An 18,556-nucleotide genomic window follows, 5' to 3' on the forward strand; every position below is an offset into this window, starting at 1 on the left:
CCACCCGGCGGGACGGCTGCTCACCCGCCTCCCAGTGGCGGTGCGGGGCTGCCCGGGTAGTCCGGGGGCGGGCTGAGGCGCTGGCCCGGATAGCCGCCCATCTCGTACTTCAGGAGCTTCTTCGCCTTCTCTGGATCCGTCTCGCCCTCCCCGTAGGCGGGACAGAGGGAAGCGATCGGACAGGCACCGCACGCGGGCTTGCGGGAGTGGCAGATGCGGCGGCCGTGGAAGACCACACGGTGCGAGAGCATCGTCCACTCACTCTTCGGGAAGATCTCGGCGATCTCCGCCTCGACTTTCTCCGGGTCCTCCTGCCCGGTCAATTTCCATCGGCGGACCAGGCGGCCGAAGTGGGTGTCCACCGTGATGCCCGGCACTCCGAACGCGTTGCCGAGGACGACGTTGGCCGTCTTGCGCCCGACTCCGGGCAGCTTGACGAGATCTTCCAGACGGCCGGGGACCTCCCCGCCGAAGTCGTCCCTCAAGGCGGCCGACAGTCCCATGAGGGACCGCGCCTTGGCCCGGAAGAAGCCGGTGGGACGGATGATCTCCTCAAGCTTCTCGGGGACGGCGGCGGCCATGTCCTCCGGCGTCGGATAGGCCGCGAAGAGCGCAGGGGTGGTCTGGTTGACCCTCAGATCGGTGGTCTGGGCGGAGAGGACCGTGGCCACCAGGAGTTCGAAGGAATTACGGAAATCCAGCTCGGGATGGGCGTACGGATAGACCTCGGCGAGCTCACGGTTGATCCGGCGGGCACGGCGGACCATCGCGAGACGCGTCTCGGATTTCATGGGCTTGCCCGACGCCGCACCCGTCGAGTCTTTTGCGGCATTCTTCTTACTTCGCCCACCTTGTTCGCCCACAGCGGAATTCCTGTCTCCCGACACCCCATCAGCCCCCTTGGCCTGCACTCCCACCGACGTTCCGGACACCCGTCCAGCCTAGAGCCGGGGGCTGACATCTGCCCCGGTCACCGCACCTCCACGCCCGATCGGCCCCCTGCCGTAGGGTCCGGCACGCCCGTGCGTCAAACTGGTTTGTGATCGATCGCACTGTTTTACCGTCCGGCATCATGGAAACCACGCTTCCCTGAACAGGCCGACAAGGAGAGAACTCGTGGACGACGTTCTGCGGCGCGCCCCGCTTTTCGCGGCGCTCGATGACGAGCAGGCCGCGGAGCTCCGCGCCTCGATGAGTGAAGTGACCCTCGCACGCGGTGACGCGCTGTTCCACGAGGGCGACCCGGGCGACCGCCTCTATGTGGTCACCGAGGGCAAGGTGAAGCTCCACCGCACCTCTCCCGACGGGCGGGAGAACATGCTGGCCGTCCTCGGCCCCGGCGAGCTGATCGGCGAGCTTTCGCTCTTCGACCCGGGCCCGCGCACCGCGACCGCGACCGCGCTCACCGAGGTCAAGCTCCTCGGTCTCGGTCACGGAGACCTTCAGCCCTGGCTGAACGCCCGTCCCGAGGTGGCCACCGCGCTGCTGCGCGCCGTCGCCCGCCGCCTGCGCAAGACCAACGACCAGATGTCGGACCTCGTCTTCTCCGATGTGCCTGGACGCGTCGCCCGTGCCCTCCTCGACCTGTCGCGCCGCTTCGGCGTGCAGTCGGAGGAGGGCATCCACGTCGTGCACGACCTCACGCAGGAAGAGCTGGCCCAGCTGGTCGGCGCCTCCCGCGAGACGGTCAACAAGGCACTCGCGGACTTCGCGGGCCGAGGCTGGCTGCGCCTGGAGGCACGCGCCGTGATCCTCCTGGACGTGGAGCGACTGGCGAAGCGTTCCCGCTGACGCCGTTCCTCGCACGCTCACCGGAAGGGCCCCACCCGGCGGTGGGGCCCTTCCGCGTACGCGGGGCGGCGTCGCGGCCGCCCCTCAGATCAGGCCGTGCTCGGTCAGGTACTCCATCTGGGCCCGCACCGACAGCTCCGCCGCCGGCCACAGGGAACGGTCCACGTCCGCGTACACGGCCGCCACGACCTCGGCAGGCGTCCGGTGTCCGGCCTCCACGGCGGTCTCGACCTGGGCCAGGCGGTGCGCGCGGTGGGCCAGGTAGAACTCGACGGCGCCCTGCGCGTCCTCCAGCACCGGCCCGTGCCCCGGGAGAACCGTGTGCACTCCGTCGTCGACCGTCAGCGAACGCAGACGGCGCAAGGTGTCCAGATAGTCACCGAGCCGGCCGTCCGGATGGGCGACGACGGTGGTGCCGCGTCCCAGGACGGTGTCACCCGTCAGCACGGCCCCGTCTGCGGGCAGATGGAAGGACAGGGAGTCCGCCGTGTGTCCCGGGGTGGGGACGACCCGGAGTTCAAGACCTCCTGTGGTGATCACGTCCCCTGCCGCGAGTCCTTCGTCGCCCAGGCGCAGCGCCGCGTCCAGGGCGCGCACCTTCGTGCACGTGAGCTCGGCGAACCGGGTGGCTCCCTCCGCGTGATCGGGGTGCCCGTGCGTGAGCAGGGTGAGGCCGACGCGTCTGCCCGCCCTCTCCGCGGTCTCGACGACGGCCCGCAGATGCGCGTCGTCGAGCGGCCCGGGGTCGATCACGACCGCGAGGTCGGAGTCCGGTTCCGCGACGATCCAGGTGTTCGTGCCGTCCAGGGTCATCGCCGAGGCGTTGGGGGCCAGGACGTTGACCGTACGGGTGGTGGCGGGCCCGGAGAGGACCCCGCCGCGGGGCTGCCCGGGCAGAGCGGCCGCGTCGCTCATGAGGACGCCCCGTCCGCACCCTCGCCCGCGGGAACAGCTGCGGACCGCTCGGACGCGGGGACGTGTGTGGTGAACTCATCGTGTCCCGGCCAGCTCAACACCAGTTCCTCGCCCTCCATGCGGGCTTTTGCCAGCACGGGGCCGAGGTCCTGGTGATCCGCCGCCTTCAGCACCTCCGCAGCCGTCCTGTACGGCTTCAGTGCCCGCAGGGTGGCCACAGTGGGCGGCATCATCAGCAGATCGCCCCTGTCGTAGCCGTCGATCGCGTCGCCGGGCCGGATCCACACCGTCCGGTCGGCTTCCGTGGAGGCGTTCCGGGTGCGCTGGCCCTCGGGGAGCGCCGCCACGAAGAACCAGGTGTCGTAGCGCCGCGGTTCGAAGGCCGGAGTGATCCAGCGCGCCCACGCGCCCAGCAGGTCGGAACGCAGCACCAGACCCCGGCGGCCCAGGAAACCGGCGAACGACAGCTCGCGGGCGACGAGGGCCTCCCGGTCGGCCTCCCAGCCGGCGCCCGTGGTGTCGCTCACGACGGTGTCGGCGGTCGGCCCGGCCAGCAGGACACCCGCCTCCTCGAACGTCTCACGGACCGCGGCGCACACGAGGGCCTGTGCCTCGGCGGCCGTGCCGACGCCCAGACGGCCGGCCCAGGTGTCCAGGGAGGGCCCGGCCCAGCCCACGAGGTGATCGTCGTCGCGTGGGTCGACCCCGCCACCCGGATAGGCGTACGCCCCGCCGGCAAAGGCCATGGAGGTGCGCCGGCGCAGCATGTGGACGGCGGGGCCGACGGAACCCGGTTCCGCCGTGGCGTCCCGGAGCAGCATCACCGTGGCCGCACGCCTGGGGGTCACGGCTGTCAGCTCGCCGCTGGCGAGGGCCCGGATCCGGGCGGGCCATTCCGGTGGGTACCACTGACCGTTGGACATGGCCGGAGGCTATCCGGAACCGGGGCGATGTTCGAGAGCCCCGGACATCAATGCCTGCCCTCTACACGGATGATCCCGTCCGGTCGGGTCGACCGGACGGGATCATGGAAGTGCGGGATCAGGCGTCGACGAGTTCGACCTGGATCTCGACCTCCACCGGTGCGTCGAGCGGCAGCACCGCGACGCCCACGGCGCTGCGCGCGTGCACGCCCTTGTCACCCAGGACCGCGCCCAGCAGCTCGCTCGCACCGTTGACCACTCCCGGCTGCCCGGTGAAGTCGGAGGCCGAGGCTACGAAGCCCACGACCTTCACCACCCGTGCGATCCGGTCCAGGTCACCGGCGACCGACTTCACCGCCGCGAGGGCGTTCAGCGCGCAGGTCTTCGCCAGTTCCTTGGCCTCGTCCGGCGTCACCTCGGCGCCGACCTTGCCGGTCACCGCGAGTTTGCCGTCCACCATCGGGAGCTGTCCGGAGGTGTGGACGTACACCCCGGACCGCACGGCCGGCTGGTAGGACGCCAGCGGCGGCACGACGTCGGGGAGCGTCAGGCCGAGCTCTGCGAGCTTCGCCTCGACGGCGCCCGCCACTACGGCTTCTCCCGCTTCAGGTAGGCCACGAGCTGCTCGGGGTTGTTCGGGCCGGGAACGACCTGGACCAGCTCCCAGCCGTCCTCGCCCCAGGTGTCCAGAATCTGCTTGGTCGCGTGCACGAGAAGGGGCACGGTCGCGTATTCCCACTTGGTCATGAGGCGACTGTAATGCCTGGCACACGCGGCCTCGTGCGTAGCCTGCCTGCCGACTGGTTAGGCTCGAAGACGTGAGCAGGTTCCAGGTCGTCAGCGGCAAGGGCGGGACCGGTAAGACCACGGTCGCCGCCGCACTCGCGCTCGCCCTCGCGACCGAGGGCAGGCGCACTCTCCTCGTCGAGGTCGAGGGCAGGCAGGGCATCGCCCAGCTCTTCGAGTCCGAGGCACTCCCCTACGAGGAACGCAGGATCGCCGTGGCGCCCGGCGGCGGGGAGGTGCACGCACTGGCGATCGACGCCGAGCGCGCGCTCCTGGACTACCTCCAGATGTTCTACAAACTGGGCGGTGCGGGCCGGGCGCTCAAGAAGCTCGGCGCGATCGACTTCGCCACCACCATCGCGCCGGGTGTCCGGGACGTCCTGCTGACCGGCAAGGCGTGCGAGGCCGTACGCCGCAAGGACAAGCAGGGCAGGTTCGTCTACGACTACGTGATCATGGACGCGCCCCCCACCGGACGCGTCACCCGCTTCCTCAATGTGAACGACGAGGTGGCGGGGCTGGCGAGGATCGGCCCGATACACAATCAGGCGCAGGCCGTGATGCGGGTCCTGAAGTCCCCCGAGACCGCGGTCCATCTGGTGACGCTCCTGGAGGAGATGCCGGTCCAGGAGACCACGGACGGCATCGCCGAACTGCGGGCCGCCGAACTGCCCGTCGGCCGGGTCGTGGTGAACATGGTGCGGCCCCACCTGCTGGACGAGGACGCGCTGCGTACGGCGTCGGGAGGCCGCCGCAAGGAGATCGCGAAGACGCTCACCCGGGCCGGCGTGACCGGTTCCGGCGCCCTGGTGCGGCCGCTGGTGGAGCAGGCCGCCGAGCATGCCCAGCGGGTCGGTCTGGAGCGTGAGCAGCGCGCGGTGCTGGCCGGACTGGGGCTGCCCATGGCCGAGCTGCCGCTCATGGGCGAGGGAGTGACTCCGGCCGCGTTGTACGAGCTGGCGGAGGAGTTCCGTAAGCAGGGTGTCGGCGACGGGGCCGCGGACGCGGCGGGGCGGACACCCGGGAACGGGAAGCGAAACGGCTCCGGACGAGGGGTGGGGGCATGACACCGGGTACGGACATCGCACGGGGGCCGGGCGCGGGTGACGCCCCGGCACCGGGCGCGGGCATCGCACCGGGGTTGGAGACCGACGAGCTGCTGGACGATCCGGAGATCCGTATCGTCGTGTGCTGCGGCTCCGGCGGGGTGGGCAAGACCACGACCGCGGCGGCCCTCGGTGTACGGGCGGCAGAGCGCGGCCGCAAGGTGGTCGTCCTCACCATCGACCCGGCCCGCCGGCTCGCCCAGTCCATGGGCATCGACCAGCTGGACAACATCCCGCGCCGGGTCGAGGGCATCGACGGCGAGGGGGAGCTGCACGCCATGATGCTCGACATGAAGCGCACCTTCGACGAGACCGTCGAGGCGCACACCGACGCCGAACGGGCCCGCGCGATCCTGGAGAACCCCTTCTACCAGTCGCTGTCGGCCGGGTTCGCGGGCACGCAGGAATACATGGCGATGGAAAAGCTCGGGCAGCTGAGGGCGCGCGACGAGTGGGACCTCATCGTCGTCGACACCCCGCCGTCCCGTTCCGCGCTGGACTTCCTGGACGCGCCGAAACGTCTCGGCTCGTTCCTGGACGGGAAGTTCATCCGGCTGCTGATCGCTCCCGCGAAGATCGGCGGGCGGGCCGGGATGAAATTCCTCAACGTCGGGATGTCGATGATGACGGGGACGCTCGGCAAATTGCTCGGCGGACAGTTCCTGCGTGACGTACAGACCTTCGTCGCGGCGATGGACTCCATGTTCGGAGGATTCCGCACCCGGGCCGATGCGACGTACAAACTGCTGCAGGCGCCTGGCACGGCGTTTCTCGTGGTGGCGACGCCGGAGCGGGACGCGCTGCGCGAGGCCGCGTACTTCGTGGAACGGCTGGCCGCGGAGGAGATGCCACTGGCCGGCCTGGTCCTCAACCGTGTGCACGGAAGCGGGGCCTCACGACTCTCCGCGGAGCAGTCGCTGTCGGCAGCAGAAAATCTTGAAGGCTTCGGCATTGTGGATCAGACGGCCGGGAATGCTGGCCTTGGTGACCCGGCGGACCCGGTGACCGCCACCTCTCCCGAAGGCCCGGAGTCGCCGCTCTCCCCCGAGCGCAGCAACGAACTCTCCCCGCACGAGCCGCCACAGCAGGAGCCGCCTCAGCACGACCGGACATCACGCACCCGCGAGCCGCACGACCGTGGCCGAAAGTCGCCTGACCCGTCCGGGCCATCCAGGCATCCGGAAACGGAACACACGGGAACGGGTGGGCAGGACACACCCGCCACGGACCCCGTGTCCGTCGACGTATCCGTCGAGCAGCTGACCGCAGGCCTGTTGCGGCTGCACGCCGAGCGGATGCAGGTCGTCGCGCGCGAGCAGCACACGCGCGACCGCTTCACCACGCTCCACCCCGAAGTTCCGGTGGCCGAGGTGGCCGCGTTGCCCGGTGACGTGCACGACCTCTCAGGGCTCAGGGCCATCGGGGAACTGCTCGCGACCGGATCCGCTTCCGCACCGGCCGGAGCTGTGTAGGACCGCCACCGTCCCCTCTCCTCGGCGGCCTTGTGCCTCACCCCACGGCGGCGAACGCCTCGTGCAGCGCGTCGTCGTCCAGGCCCACCCCTGCGGGCAGCATGCCTGTGGACCGCTCGTACTCACTGCGCGCGGTCTCCAGCAGGCGGCGCCAGGAGGTGACGGTGGGACGTCGCCGCAGCAAAGCGCGGCGCTCCCGTTCCGTCATCCCGCCCCACACGCCGAACTCGACGCGGTTGTCCAGCGCGTCGGCCAGGCACTCGGTCCGCACCGGACATCCGGTGCACACCGCCTTGGCCCTGTTCTGCGCCGCCCCTTGTACGAACAATTCATCCGGATCGGTAGTGCGGCAGGCTGCCTGCGCACTCCAGTCAGTTACCCAGCCCATTCCGGCGCCGTCCTCTCCCGAATCGAGGCTCCCCCACGGCGGCAGCGGCATATTCACCGCTACCAGTTGAGGACGTTACGGAAGGTGGCGACAGCACAACACCCCCTTCGGGCCCAATCTTGGATGGCCCGAACGGACTATGCGTACGCAACAGGTCACCCAGAGGAGTGACGCAGGGACATACGCGACCTTCCCCGCCGTATCAGGACAGAAAACCCGCGTCGCAACGGACATTCGCCGACATACGAGGTGAATCCGGGAAGGCCTCGGCATGTGGCTGAATTCTGTTGCGGACCCCGCAAGGGGGTTGATGCAAAACCCGGCTGCTGTGACAGTTGGGAGCAGCTTAGGCCAAGGCCTATACCTGTGTCCGGCGAATGAGAACGTAGGCTGCCCTCATGCCAAAAAAGCGCTCAGGCGGGGGTCTGACGACGACCCAGCAGGCCGCCAAGTTCCTCGGTGTCGCCGCACTTTCCGGAGCTGTGCTGGCAGGCATCGCGCTGCCGGCTGCCGGCGCACTCGGGCTCGCAGCCAAGGGGACGGTCGAGGGATTCGACGAGATCCCCTCCAACCTCAAGACCCCTCCGTTGAGCCAGCGGATCACGATCCTGGACAACGAGGGCGGGCTCATCGCGACGGACTACTCACGCGACCGCACCGTCATTCCGCTCAAGGACATCTCCCCGTACATGCAGGACGCGATCATCGCGATCGAGGACTCGCGCTTCTACGAGCACGGGGCCGTCGACCTCAAGGGCATCCTGCGCGCGATGAACCGTAACGTGCAGGCCGGCGGCGCGGCGCAGGGCGCCTCGACGCTCACCCAGCAGTACGTGAAGAACGTCTTCGTCGAGGAGGCGGGCGACGATCCGGACAAGGTCGCCGAGGCCACCCAGCAAACGCTGGGCCGCAAGGTGCGGGAGCTGAAGTACGCGATCCAGGTCGAGGAAGAACTCGGCAAGAAGAAGATCCTGGAGAACTACCTCAACATCACCTTCTTCGGGCAGCAGGCCTACGGCATCGAGACGGCCTCACAGCGCTACTTCTCCAAACACGCCAAGGACCTGAAGCTGGAGGAGGCGGCGATGCTGGCCGGCCTCGTCCAGTCGCCGACCCGGTACGACCCGGTCAACGACGCCGAAGAGGCGACCAAGCGCCGCAACATCGTGCTGCAGCGCATGGCCGCTGTCGGCAGCATCTCGCAGGACGAGGCCGAGAAGGCCATCGCCTCCCCCCTCAACCTGAAGGTCAGCAGGCCGAACAGCGGCTGCATCACGGCTGACAACGGCGCCGGCTTCTTCTGCGACTACGTACGCAAGGCAGTCCTGACCGATCCGGCCTTCGGGAAGACCCACGAGGAGCGTGCCAAACTCTGGAACCTCGGCGGGCTGACCATCAGGACCACACTTTCGCCGCGCGCGCAGAAGGCCGCCGACGAGGCCGCGACCTCGAAGGTCGACAAGGACGACAAGGTCGCAGCCTCGGTGGTGCAGGTCGAGCCCGGCACCGGCAAGATCCTCTCGATGAGCCAGTCCAGGCCGTACGGCCTGGACCAGAACAAGCACCAGACGATGCTCAACCTCGGTGTCAGCAACAAGATGGGCGGCAGCACCTACGGCTTCCAGGTCGGCTCGACCTTCAAGCCGATCACCGCCGCCGCCGCCCTGGAGAAGGGCATCAGCCCGGCGCTGAGCTACACCACCGACTGGAAGATGTCGCTTCCGCTGAACTCCTTCCGCACCTGTGCGGGGGCCCCGACGGGCAGCAGCAACTGGGACCTGGTGAACGAGCTGGAGTCCGAGAAGGGCACCTGGGACATGACGAGCGCGCTCGGCAAGTCCATCAACACCTACTTCGCCAAGCTGGAACAGAAGACCGGTCTCTGCGAGACGGTCGAGATGGCGAAGAAAGTGGGCTACGAGCGGGGCGACGGCAAGGAGATCGAGGAGCATGCCTCGATCACCCTCGGCGGCGAGGTCAGCACCCCGCTCTCGATGGCCGCCGTGTACGCCACGTTCGCCAACCGGGGCACGTACTGCTCACCCGTCGCCATCGAGTCGATCACCGACGCCAACGGCAAGAAGCTCGACGTCCCGAAGACCAAGTGCTCCCGCGCGATGAGCGAGAAGACGGCTGACACCATCAGCCACATGCTCAAGGGCGTGGTCGAGGACGGTACCGGCACCCTGGCAGGCCTCTCCGACCGCGACAACGCGGGTAAGACGGGTACGACGAACGACCGCCTCGACGCCTGGTTCGTCGGCTACACCCCGAATCTCTCCACCGCCGTCTGGGTCGGCGACGACATCGGCGAGAAGACCACCAAGATGTACAACATCACCATCGGTGGCCAGTATTACGAAAAGGTCTGCGGCGGCTGCCTGCCCGGCCCCATCTGGAAGACCGCGATGACCGGGGCGCTGGACGCCGCGGAGACCCCGTCCTTCCAGCCGGTCTCGGTGCCCCGCGGCGAGGAGAAAAAGACGGACGAGGCCCGCGACAGGGGCCGCGGCGAGGGCACCACCGGCGGTAACGGCACCGGCGACGACAAGCCCGGAGCCGACCCGATCGGCGGCATCGTCCTGCCGCCCGGCTTCATCGGCGGGAACGACGGCGGCGGACGCGGCGGCAACGGTCCCTGATCGCCCGGGCCACACAGCCCACGTCATGGTGTGAAGGAGGGGCGCCCCGAAGCCGGGGCGCCCCTCCTTCACACTCCGGCCCTTCAGCCCGCGAGCAGTTTCTTCACGGTGGCGGCCACCCGGCCGCCCTCGGCGAGCCCAGCCACCTTCGGGCTGACGATCTTCATGACGGCACCCATCGCGCGCGGCCCCTCGGTGCCGGAGGCCTTCGCCGCCTCGACGGCCTGAGCGACGATCGCGTTCAGCTCGTCGTCGGAGAGCTGCTTGGGCAGGTACGCGTCGAGCAACTCGCCCTCGGCCTTCTCCCGCTCGGCCTGCTCGGTCCGGCCGCCCTGCGCGAAGGCCTCGGCCGCCTCGCGGCGCTTCTTCGCCTCCTTGGCGATCACCTTCTGCACCTCGTCGTCGGAGAGCTCGCGCGACGTCTTGCCGCTGACCTCTTCCTTGGTGATCGCGGTCAGGGTGAGCCGGAGGGTGGACGAGGTGAGCTCGTCACGCGCCTTCATGGCCGTGGTGAGGTCTTCCTTGAGCTTGGACTTGAGCGTGGTCATGCGGCGATTGTGACAGGTACGGGATACCTGCCGCCCGCCTCTTTTCGTCCCGCCGCACCGTTTCTGCGACGATGGGGCCATGCGCGCACGCTACGGAGTACCCCTGAAAGTCACGGCAGTCGGCGCGGCGGTCGGTGCCGCCGGCCTCGTGTACGCGGCCGGATTCGAAGCCCGCTCGTTCCGCCTCCGCCGGATCACGATTCCCGTACTCCCGGACGGGGCACGCCCGTTGCGCGTACTCCAGGTCTCGGACATTCACATGGTGAGCGGCCAGCGCAAGAAGCGCGCCTGGCTGCAGTCCCTCGCGGGCCTGCGCCCGGACTTCGTGGTCAACACCGGTGACAACCTCTCCGACCCGGAGGCCGTGCCCGAGCTGCTCGACGCGCTCGGCCCGCTGATGGAGTTCCCCGGTGTCTACGTCTTCGGTTCCAACGACTATTACGGCCCGAAGCTCCGCAACCCGGTCCGTTATCTCCTGGAGAAGACGCAGGGCAAGCACGGGCTCAACGGAAACGCACCGGCGGTCGGTGTCGTCCACAACCCCTGGGAACCGATGCGGGACGCCTTCGACGAGGCCGGCTGGCTGAACCTCTCCAACACCCGGGGCCGGATCAAGGCCGACGGCCTCGAGATCGCCTTCACCGGCCTGGACGACCCCCACATCAAGCGGGACCGCTACGCGGAGGTCGCCGGCGGCCCGGAAACGGGCGCGGACCTCTCGATCGGCGTCGTCCACGCCCCTTACCTGCGCTCCCTGGACGCCTTCACGGCGGATGGCTACCCTCTGATCCTGGCCGGCCACACCCATGGCGGCCAGCTCTGCATCCCCTTCTACGGCGCCCTCGTCACCAATTGCGACCTGGACACGGACCGGGTGAAGGGCCTCTCCGGCCACACGGTCGGTGAGCGGCGCTCCTACCTCCACGTCTCGGCGGGCTGCGGCACGAACCGCTACACCCCGGTCCGCTTCGCCTGCCCGCCCGAGGCGACCCTGCTGACTCTGACGCCTCGCGACTGAGTCTCCTGCCAGGAGCAAAACCGGATTTCGCCTCCGGGCGCAGGTGGGCTAAAGTAATCGATGTCGCCGGGACACTCGGTGGACATCGGGGTGTAGCGCAGCTTGGCAGCGCGCTTCGTTCGGGACGAAGAGGTCGTGGGTTCAAATCCCGCCACCCCGACAGCTGAAACACCAGGTCAGGGGCCTGATCCGCTTAGCGGATCAGGCCCCTGAGTGGTTTGCGGGGCGGTTTCGAAGCGGGAAGCGCGGCTCGGCCGTTGTCGAGAAGTCGATCTCCCTGCCCGATGACCGGTACATCGGATGCGGTCGGGGGCCCGCTCATCGCATCCCGGTGAGGTGATCGACCTCGCGACGGGTCAGGCCGATCACCGCACCCGACTGCTCCCTTCGGGTGCCGGCTCCGGGCTGGACGGACCGGGACCGGTCGGCGTGAGATCCCATGGCCTTCGGAGGTCACCGGCCGCCAGGGACCCTGTCGGTCCGGGGCTGCCGAGCGGTTCCGTACGCGGGGCCCTGCGTCCTCCCCGGTGCTGCGGACGGCTTGGCGCGCAAGGCACGTCGGCGCGATCTCGTACCCGTCCGCGGGTGCGGGACGGTCCGGCCGCTTCACCGTGCCGAGGCCCTTGCTCCTGTGAGGTTCCGGCACCCGCACCAAGTCGCGTCCACGTGCTGGTCCCTGCCGGGACGGCGGGGACTGGCTTCGCGGGCGGACGGCGGACGGCGGACCGGGTCGGGTCGGGTCGGGTCGGCCGCAGGATGCCGGCCGAAAGAGCTCGGCTACGAGGCTTGGGCCCGGTCCGGCCCCACTTCGAAGTGGGGCCGGACCGGGCCCAAGAAGCCGCACCGGGCGGCGCGGGGAAGCGGCTCGACCTCCTCGGTCCGCCGCCGGTGGTGGATCAGGCTGCCGCCGCGGCGCCCTGGGCGACCTGGCGGAGCACCTCGGTCAGGGAGGTGACGACCTCGGCGTCGTCGGCCGGGTGGAGCTCGGCGAAGCGGGTCACGGAGCCGGGGATGGAGAGCTTCACGTCGGCCAGGACCGCCCCGCCCGCGAGACCTGCCGCCTTGCGGGCCTCGTCCTGGGCCCATACACCGCCGAACTGACCGAAGGCGGTGCCGACCACGGCGACCGGCTTGGCGGTCAGGGCGCCGGCGCCGTACGGCCGGGACAGCCAGTCGATGGCGTTCTTCAGGACGGCCGGCATGGTGCCGTTGTACTCCGGCGAGAACAGCAGGAACCCGTCGGACCGGCCGGCCGCCTCGCGCAGCTTGGCCGCGGCATCCGGAACACCGCCCTCGACGTCGATGTCCTCGTTGTAGAAGGGGACGTCGACGAGGCCCTCGTACAACTCGACCTGAACACCCTCAGGGGCGTGCTTGACGGCGGCCTCGGCGAGCTGACGGTTGTGGGAGCCGGCACGGAGGCTGCCGACGAGGGCGAGGATGCGAACTGACATGGGGAAGCTCCCGGGAGACGGAGACTGTGGAAGTAAGCGGACCATGGTCCGTTTAAAGTTGTACCACCTAAACGGACCGCGGTCCACTTATAGTCGTCCAGGGCTACCCTGGAGCCATGACCGCTCCCCTCCCCCCGCCGCCCAGGCCGCCCGATCCCGGCGGGGAACGGACGAATCTCACACTCGTCACCGTCGGCGGACCGGAGCTGCTGCGGGCGGACGCGGCGCGCAACCGAGCGCTCCTGCTGGACGCCGCCTCCCGCCTCCTGGCCCGCTGCGGGGCGGCGAACCTCACCATGGAATCGGTGGCCGCCGCCGCCGGAGTCGGCAAGGGGACGGTCTTCCGGCGCTTCAAGGACCGCACCGGCCTGCTCATCGCGCTTCTCGACCACCGCGAGACCCTGCTGCAGGCCGCCTTCCTCTCCGGGCCGCCCCCCATGGGCCCGGACGCCCCCGCAGCCGAGCGACTGCACGCCTTCGGCCCCGCCCTGATGCGTCATGAACGCGATCACCACGAGCTGATCCTGGCCTCGCGCACCGACCCGCTGCGGACCTACACCGTCCCCGCGCAGCGTCTGAGGCTCAGCCATGTCGCCCTGCTGCTGCGTCAGGCGCATGCACAGGGTGAACCGGAACTGCTCGCACACACCCTGCTCGGATCGGTCGATGCCCCTCTGGTGCACCACCTGACATGCGAACGCGGCATACCCGCCACCCGGCTGGAGGAGGGCTGGCACGACCTTCTCGCCCGGTACGGGGTGGCGCGCTGAGGGACAGCTCCTCCGGGCTGCGCCCATGCCTGGACGAGGGTGTACGCACCGCTGGCAGCCAGGCCCGGACCGCCCGGGCACCCTCCCTGCCCGGCGAGGAGGCCGTGCACCTCCCGACGGGTGCGCGTGACCGGCACTCGCGGGATCCGGCCGGGCGGGCAACGTCCTTGGCCGAACCGGCACATGAGCGGCACGGCACCTGGTTACGATATACAGCGGCTCAGTTGACTTACCCCAGGAAAGGGAACCCGCACCCATGCCGGCCGAGACGTTCGAGTTTCAGGTAGAAGCGCGCCAGCTCCTGCAGATGATGATCCATTCGATTTACTCGAACAAGGACGTCTTCCTGCGTGAGCTCATTTCCAATTCCTCGGACGCGCTGGACAAGCTGCGACTGGAAACTCTCCGCGACGACACGCTCCAGGCCGACTCGTCCGATCTCCATATCGCCATCGAGGCCGACCAGGAGAAGCGCACACTGACCGTGCGCGACAACGGTATCGGAATGTCGCACGACGAGGTCGTGCAGCTGATCGGGACGATTGCTAATTCCGGTACGGCGAAATTCCTCCAGGAGCTGAAGGAAGCCAAGGACGCCACCGCTTCCGAAGAACTCATCGGACAGTTCGGTGTCGGATTCTATTCGAGCTTCATGGTTGCCGACGAGGTCACCCTGCTGACCCGGCGCGCGGGCGAGGACACAGGCACCCGCTGGCAGTCCAGCGGCGAGGGGACCTACACCGTCGAGTCCGTCGACGACGCACCGCAGGGAACCTCGGTCACGCTGCGCCTCAAGCCCGAGGACGCCGAGGACAAGCTCTTCGACTACACCTCTCCCTGGAAGATCAGGGAAATCGTCAAGCGCTACTCGGACTTCATCACCTGGCCCATCCGCATGGCGGCTGCGGGAGGCGAGGAGGGATCCGAGCCCGAGGTGGAGACGGTCAACTCGATGAAGGCCCTGTGGGCCCGGTCGAAGGACTCCGTGACCGATGAGGAGTACAGCGAGCTGTACAAGCACATCAGCCACGACTGGACCGATCCGCTCGAAACGATCCGCATGCAGGCGGAAGGCACTTTCGAATACCAGGCCCTGCTCTTCCTGCCGTCCCATGCCCCGCAGGATCTGTTCATGCAGGATCACAAGCGTGGAGTCCAGCTCTACGTGAAGCGCGTGTTCATCATGGATGACTGCGAAGCGCTCATGCCGACCTATCTGCGCTTCGTGAAGGGCGTGGTCGACGCACAGGATCTGTCGCTCAATGTCTCGCGCGAAATCCTTCAGCAGGACCGCCAGATCGAGATGATGCGGCGCCGCCTGGTCAAGAAGGTGCTCTCGACGGTGAAGGACATGAGGTCCAGCGCCCCCGAGAAGTACGACACGTTCTGGAAGGAGTTCGGCCGGGTCCTCAAGGAGGGGCTCTTCCAGGACTTCGAGAACCGCGACGCGATCCTGGAGGTCTCCTCGTTCGCCTCGACCCAGGACGAAGAAGGTCTGACCACCCTGCGCTCGTACGTGGAGCGGATGAAGGAGGGTCAGGAGCAGATCTACTACATGACGGGCGAGTCGCGTGCGGCCATGGAGAGCTCTCCTCATATGGAGGCCTTCCGCGCCAAGGGCTTCGAGGTCCTCCTCCTGACCGACCCCGTCGACGAGGTCTGGGTCCAGTCCGTTCCCGAATTCGAGGGCAAGCCGCTCCAGTCCATCTCCAAGGGCGAGGTCGACCTGGACACCGACGAGGAGAAGAAGGAAGTCGAGGCCGAGCGTGAAAGGCAGCAGCAGGACTACGCCGGTCTGCTGACCTGGATGACGGAACAGCTCGGTGACACCGTGAAGGAGGTGCGTCTCTCCTCGCGCCTCACCGTCTCACCGGCCTGCATCGTCTCGGACACGCACGATGTCACCCCGGCCCTGGAGAACATGTACCGCGCCATGGGCCAGGAGGTTCCGCACATCAAGCGCATCCTCGAACTCAACCCCTCGCACGCACTGATCAGCGGGCTGAAGAAGGCCTACACCGAACAGAGCGGCGAGGAAGGAGCCGGTACCGAACTGGCCGAGACGGCCGAGCTCGTACACGGGCTGGCGCTCCTCTCCGACGGTGGAGAGCTGAGTGACCCCTCGCGCTTCAGCAGGCTGATGGCGGACCGCCTGGAGCGCACGCTGTAGTTCCCGCCCGCCCCACGCTCTGCGGCCGCCAGGATCCCTGGCGGCCGCAGTCGTATGCGGAACACGAAGACGACCGGCTGCGGCCGCCGTTCGGACAGCAGGCACTGCCCCGAGGTGACGCCGAGGCGTCAGAAGGGTTGCCGGGAGGGCCCCTGACTTCACTGTTCTGAACGCCCGTCGGAGGTTTATCTACGCGCGGAGCATCATCTACCGAACGATCCTTCGGGCATATCAGACGACTTTCCGCGAGGCCATTACCGCCGAGTACCGGGAGCTGCTACAAACGTGCTCGCCCCACGAACTCCCCCCTCGTCCCCCACACTTCGAAGGGCTGGCAGCCATGTCAGTACGAACCTTCCGGGCGTCCGCCTTCACCCTCGCGATCGCCGCCGTGGCCGCACTCGGCATCGCACAACCAGCATCCGCCGCAGGCGACAACTACGTCGCTCTCGGGGACTCCTACTCCTCCGGTGTCGGTGCCGGGAGCTACACCTCGGAGAGCGGCGACTGCAAACGCAGCACCAACGCCTACCCCTACCTCTGGAGGAACGCGAACGCGCCGTCGTCGTTCGCATTCGTCGCCTGCTCCGGCGCGACGACGGCCTCCGTGTCCAGTGGTCAGCTGGGCGCACTGAGCTCGTCGACCACGCTCGTCAGCGTCACAGCCGGCGGCAACGACGTCGGGTTCGCGGACGTCATGCAGACGTGCGTCCTGCAGAACGAGGCCAGTTGTGTGACCCGGGTGAACACAGCGGTCTCCCAGATGCAGAATTCGCTGCCCGGCCGACTCGACTCCCTCTACACGGGCATCCGCTCACGGGCTCCGCAGGCGCATGTGGTGGTCCTGGGGTATCCGCGCTTCTACAAGCTGTCGGGCACCTGCATCGCCGGCCTCACGGAGACCGAGCGGGGAGCCATCAACAACGCCTCGGACGTGCTGAACGGCGTGCTGGCCAAGCGGGCGGCGGACGCGGGGTTCACGTATTCCAGCGTGGTGGACGAATTCACCGGGCACGAGCTCTGCTCGGGTGACGCGTGGATCCACAGCGTGTCGATCCCGATCACCAACTCGTACCACCCGAAGGCCGTCGGGCAGTCGAACGGTTACCTGCCTGCCTTCAACTCCGCTGCTTGACAAGCGCGGAGCGGACCGCCCGGCGTGCGCGACGGCACCACCGGCCCCTGCCGGAGTGCTCTGCGCGCGGCGGGCGGGCCCCGTCCGGTGGCACCCGGCCTCAGTAACGCTCGGTCAGGTGCTCCCGGCCTGCTGGTGGTTCGTAGGGATCGGACCAGAAGTCCGTCACCCCGGCGATCCTGCCGTCCGCGTCGAACGTGAAGAAGTGAACGGCGGATATCTCGTCCCGCCCGATGGTGACCACGGTCCGGACAGCGGCCTGCCGTCCCTCCCCATCGGCAACGATCCGCTCGATCCGGGCGTGCCGGCCCCCCGGGTGATCCCGGTTGAAACGCACGTGACGCTCCTTGCCGAGGATGCGCTCACGGCTCTGCGGCAGGTCGTACACCACGTCGTCGGCGAGGGTGGTGGCGAACGTGCTCCAGTCACGGGTGTTCGCCGCGGCCCAGTACGCCTCCACAACGGCGCGCACCTCGGCCGCGCCCCACGTCTCGCCTGCGCTGTCGAGCATCTCGGTCATGCCTCCGAGTGTGGCTCCCACCACTGACAATCGCCCGGGGTCCACCGTCGTCAGCCGCTGACCGGCCGCGACGCCTTGAGCGAGTACATCATCGGGATGCGCGGACGGCCCGCCGGGAAGCGGTAGTAACCGTCCGCGTGCCGCACCAGCGCCGGGTAGCGGGCGAAGAGCGAAGCGTCGTGCTCGTGCAGGAAGTCGATCCGCAGCCCGGCCGCCGCCAGAGCCGAGACGACTTCGCCCACGGGGTGCTGCCACTCGACGCTGCGGTTGTGGACGGTGGCGGCATCGAAGTCGGCATACGTGCCCGGCGTCTCCTCCACCCACGGGTCACGGCTGAAGTAGTCGTACGTGATCGTCGAGCCGGTGTCGTCGAGACAGTCGGTCAGGGGGTGGAATTCCAGAAGGTAGAGGAATCCACCGGGCGCGACCAGTGAGGTCGCGACTTCCGCCCAACGGCGGACATCAGGCAGCCAGTTCAGCGCGCCGAGTCCGGTGTAGACGATGTCGTACGCGGAGTCCGGCACGGCCTGGGCGGCGTCGTACACATCGGAAGCAACGAAGACGGCCCGTTCCGGCGGGAGCCCCAGCGACCTGGCGAGCTCACCCGCGGTCTCGACGGCGGGCTCGGAGAAGTCGAGGCCGACGACCTGGGCGGCCCCGTGGCGGGCCCACGAGAGGGTGTCGAGGCCGATGTGGCACTGCAGGTGCAACAGGGTCCGGCCCGTCACGTCGCCGACCTCCGCGAGCTCGAAGTCGCGCAGAGCGTCCTTGCCCGCCCGGAAGGCGTCCAGATCGTAGTAGTCACTGGCCGCGTGGATGGCCACGCGTTCGTCCCAGCGCGCACGGTTGGCCTCGTGCCAGTCATCGGGTGTCGATGCATACATGCCGGAAAAGTTACCCACAGACCGGAGGTGCGTG

18 protein-coding genes and 1 tRNA gene are annotated in these 18,556 nt (G+C 68.6%); 9 read left to right on the forward strand and 10 right to left on the reverse strand.

The genetic code is table 11. From position 1 onward, the window contains the following. Positions 1-20: 20 nt before the first annotated feature. On the reverse strand, positions 21-863 hold the full coding sequence (gene nth / locus ACF1FZ_RS21790) for an endonuclease III (protein ID WP_391775046.1): 843 nt from the start codon (positions 861-863) through the stop codon (positions 21-23). 253 nt (positions 864-1,116) lie between these two features. Between nth and ACF1FZ_RS21795 the strand changes: the two genes are divergently transcribed. Further along, positions 1,117-1,791 (forward strand): Crp/Fnr family transcriptional regulator, encoded by a 675-nt coding sequence (locus ACF1FZ_RS21795; RefSeq protein ID WP_014046869.1) that lies wholly within the window; start codon positions 1,117-1,119, stop codon positions 1,789-1,791. An 84-nt stretch (positions 1,792-1,875) separates the two neighbouring features. Here the strand turns inward: ACF1FZ_RS21795 and ACF1FZ_RS21800 are convergent, their stop codons facing one another. From ACF1FZ_RS21800 to ACF1FZ_RS21815, 4 genes are all read right to left on the reverse strand, one after another. Next, positions 1,876-2,706 carry an MBL fold metallo-hydrolase gene (locus ACF1FZ_RS21800; protein WP_391775047.1) on the reverse strand — a complete coding sequence of 277 codons (831 nt, stop codon included), beginning with the start codon at positions 2,704-2,706 and terminating at the stop codon, positions 1,876-1,878. Beyond that, positions 2,703-3,629, reverse strand: a complete 927-nt coding sequence (locus ACF1FZ_RS21805; RefSeq protein ID WP_391775048.1) for an NUDIX hydrolase — start codon at positions 3,627-3,629, stop codon at positions 2,703-2,705. The genes ACF1FZ_RS21800 and ACF1FZ_RS21805 overlap by 4 nt, the downstream gene beginning before the upstream one ends. A 118-nt stretch (positions 3,630-3,747) precedes the next feature. Next, positions 3,748-4,218 (reverse strand): RidA family protein, encoded by a 471-nt coding sequence (locus ACF1FZ_RS21810; RefSeq protein WP_391775049.1) that lies wholly within the window; start codon positions 4,216-4,218, stop codon positions 3,748-3,750. Then, positions 4,218-4,376, reverse strand: a complete 159-nt coding sequence (locus ACF1FZ_RS21815; protein WP_019992579.1) for a DUF4177 domain-containing protein — start codon at positions 4,374-4,376, stop codon at positions 4,218-4,220. Before ACF1FZ_RS21815 ends, ACF1FZ_RS21810 begins: the two co-directional genes overlap by 1 nt. 71 nt (positions 4,377-4,447) lie before the next feature. Between ACF1FZ_RS21815 and ACF1FZ_RS21820 the strand changes: the two genes are divergently transcribed. Both ACF1FZ_RS21820 and ACF1FZ_RS21825 read left to right on the forward strand, forming a co-directional pair. Continuing rightward, positions 4,448-5,482: an ArsA family ATPase gene (locus ACF1FZ_RS21820; RefSeq protein WP_391775050.1), complete on the forward strand. Its 1,035-nt coding sequence runs from the start codon at positions 4,448-4,450 to the stop codon at positions 5,480-5,482. Next, entirely contained in the window at positions 5,479-6,993 is a 1,515-nt protein-coding gene (locus ACF1FZ_RS21825; RefSeq protein WP_391775051.1) for an ArsA family ATPase, read from the forward strand. The genes ACF1FZ_RS21820 and ACF1FZ_RS21825 overlap by 4 nt, the downstream gene beginning before the upstream one ends. A 37-nt stretch (positions 6,994-7,030) precedes the next feature. Here ACF1FZ_RS21825 and ACF1FZ_RS21830 read toward each other — a convergent pair whose 3' ends face one another. After that, positions 7,031-7,381 carry a WhiB family transcriptional regulator gene (locus ACF1FZ_RS21830; protein WP_391775052.1) on the reverse strand — a complete coding sequence of 117 codons (351 nt, stop codon included), beginning with the start codon at positions 7,379-7,381 and terminating at the stop codon, positions 7,031-7,033. 398 nt (positions 7,382-7,779) lie between these two features. Between ACF1FZ_RS21830 and ACF1FZ_RS21835 the strand changes: the two genes are divergently transcribed. Then, the gene (locus tag ACF1FZ_RS21835; RefSeq protein WP_391775053.1) at positions 7,780-10,023 is read left to right on the forward strand and encodes a transglycosylase domain-containing protein; all 2,244 of its coding nucleotides are present in this window, start codon (positions 7,780-7,782) and stop codon (positions 10,021-10,023) included. An 83-nt stretch (positions 10,024-10,106) separates the two neighbouring features. Here the strand turns inward: ACF1FZ_RS21835 and ACF1FZ_RS21840 are convergent, their stop codons facing one another. After that, entirely contained in the window at positions 10,107-10,571 is a 465-nt protein-coding gene (locus ACF1FZ_RS21840) for a GatB/YqeY domain-containing protein (protein WP_391775054.1), read from the reverse strand. Positions 10,572-10,650: 79 nt separating this feature from the next. Here ACF1FZ_RS21840 and ACF1FZ_RS21845 point away from each other — a divergent pair, with 79 nt between their 5' ends. Beyond that, positions 10,651-11,589 (forward strand): metallophosphoesterase, encoded by a 939-nt coding sequence (locus ACF1FZ_RS21845; RefSeq protein ID WP_391775055.1) that lies wholly within the window; start codon positions 10,651-10,653, stop codon positions 11,587-11,589. Between the two features lie 86 nt (positions 11,590-11,675). Then, a tRNA-Pro gene (locus ACF1FZ_RS21850) sits at positions 11,676-11,749 on the forward strand. A gap of 736 nt (positions 11,750-12,485) precedes the next feature. Here ACF1FZ_RS21850 and ACF1FZ_RS21855 read toward each other — a convergent pair. Continuing rightward, a complete protein-coding gene (locus tag ACF1FZ_RS21855) occupies positions 12,486-13,043 on the reverse strand; it encodes an NAD(P)H-dependent oxidoreductase (protein ID WP_391775056.1) in 558 nt (185 codons plus the stop codon). A 116-nt stretch (positions 13,044-13,159) separates the two neighbouring features. Here ACF1FZ_RS21855 and ACF1FZ_RS21860 point away from each other — a divergent pair, with 116 nt between their 5' ends. The 3 genes from ACF1FZ_RS21860 to ACF1FZ_RS21870 all read left to right on the forward strand — a co-directional run bounded on the left by ACF1FZ_RS21860 (position 13,160) and on the right by ACF1FZ_RS21870 (position 17,118). Further along, positions 13,160-13,813, forward strand: coding sequence for a TetR/AcrR family transcriptional regulator (locus tag ACF1FZ_RS21860; protein ID WP_391775057.1), 654 nt, complete (start codon positions 13,160-13,162; stop codon positions 13,811-13,813). A gap of 256 nt (positions 13,814-14,069) precedes the next feature. Continuing rightward, positions 14,070-15,983, forward strand: coding sequence for a molecular chaperone HtpG (gene htpG, locus ACF1FZ_RS21865; protein WP_391775058.1), 1,914 nt, complete (start codon positions 14,070-14,072; stop codon positions 15,981-15,983). A 340-nt stretch (positions 15,984-16,323) separates the two neighbouring features. Further along, complete coding sequence (locus ACF1FZ_RS21870) at positions 16,324-17,118, forward strand: SGNH/GDSL hydrolase family protein (RefSeq protein WP_391775059.1); 795 nt, start codon at positions 16,324-16,326, stop codon at positions 17,116-17,118. Between the two features lie 100 nt (positions 17,119-17,218). Here the strand turns inward: ACF1FZ_RS21870 and ACF1FZ_RS21875 are convergent, their stop codons facing one another. Continuing rightward, positions 17,219-17,629 carry a nuclear transport factor 2 family protein gene (locus tag ACF1FZ_RS21875; RefSeq protein ID WP_391775110.1) on the reverse strand — a complete coding sequence of 137 codons (411 nt, stop codon included), beginning with the start codon at positions 17,627-17,629 and terminating at the stop codon, positions 17,219-17,221. Positions 17,630-17,688: 59 nt separating this feature from the next. After that, on the reverse strand, positions 17,689-18,522 hold the full coding sequence (locus tag ACF1FZ_RS21880) for a class I SAM-dependent methyltransferase (RefSeq protein ID WP_391775060.1): 834 nt from the start codon (positions 18,520-18,522) through the stop codon (positions 17,689-17,691). Positions 18,523-18,556: the final 34 nt, after the last annotated feature.

The organism is Streptomyces sp. NPDC014623 (assembly GCF_043088245.1).
Lineage (GTDB): Bacteria > Actinomycetota > Actinomycetes > Streptomycetales > Streptomycetaceae > Streptomyces.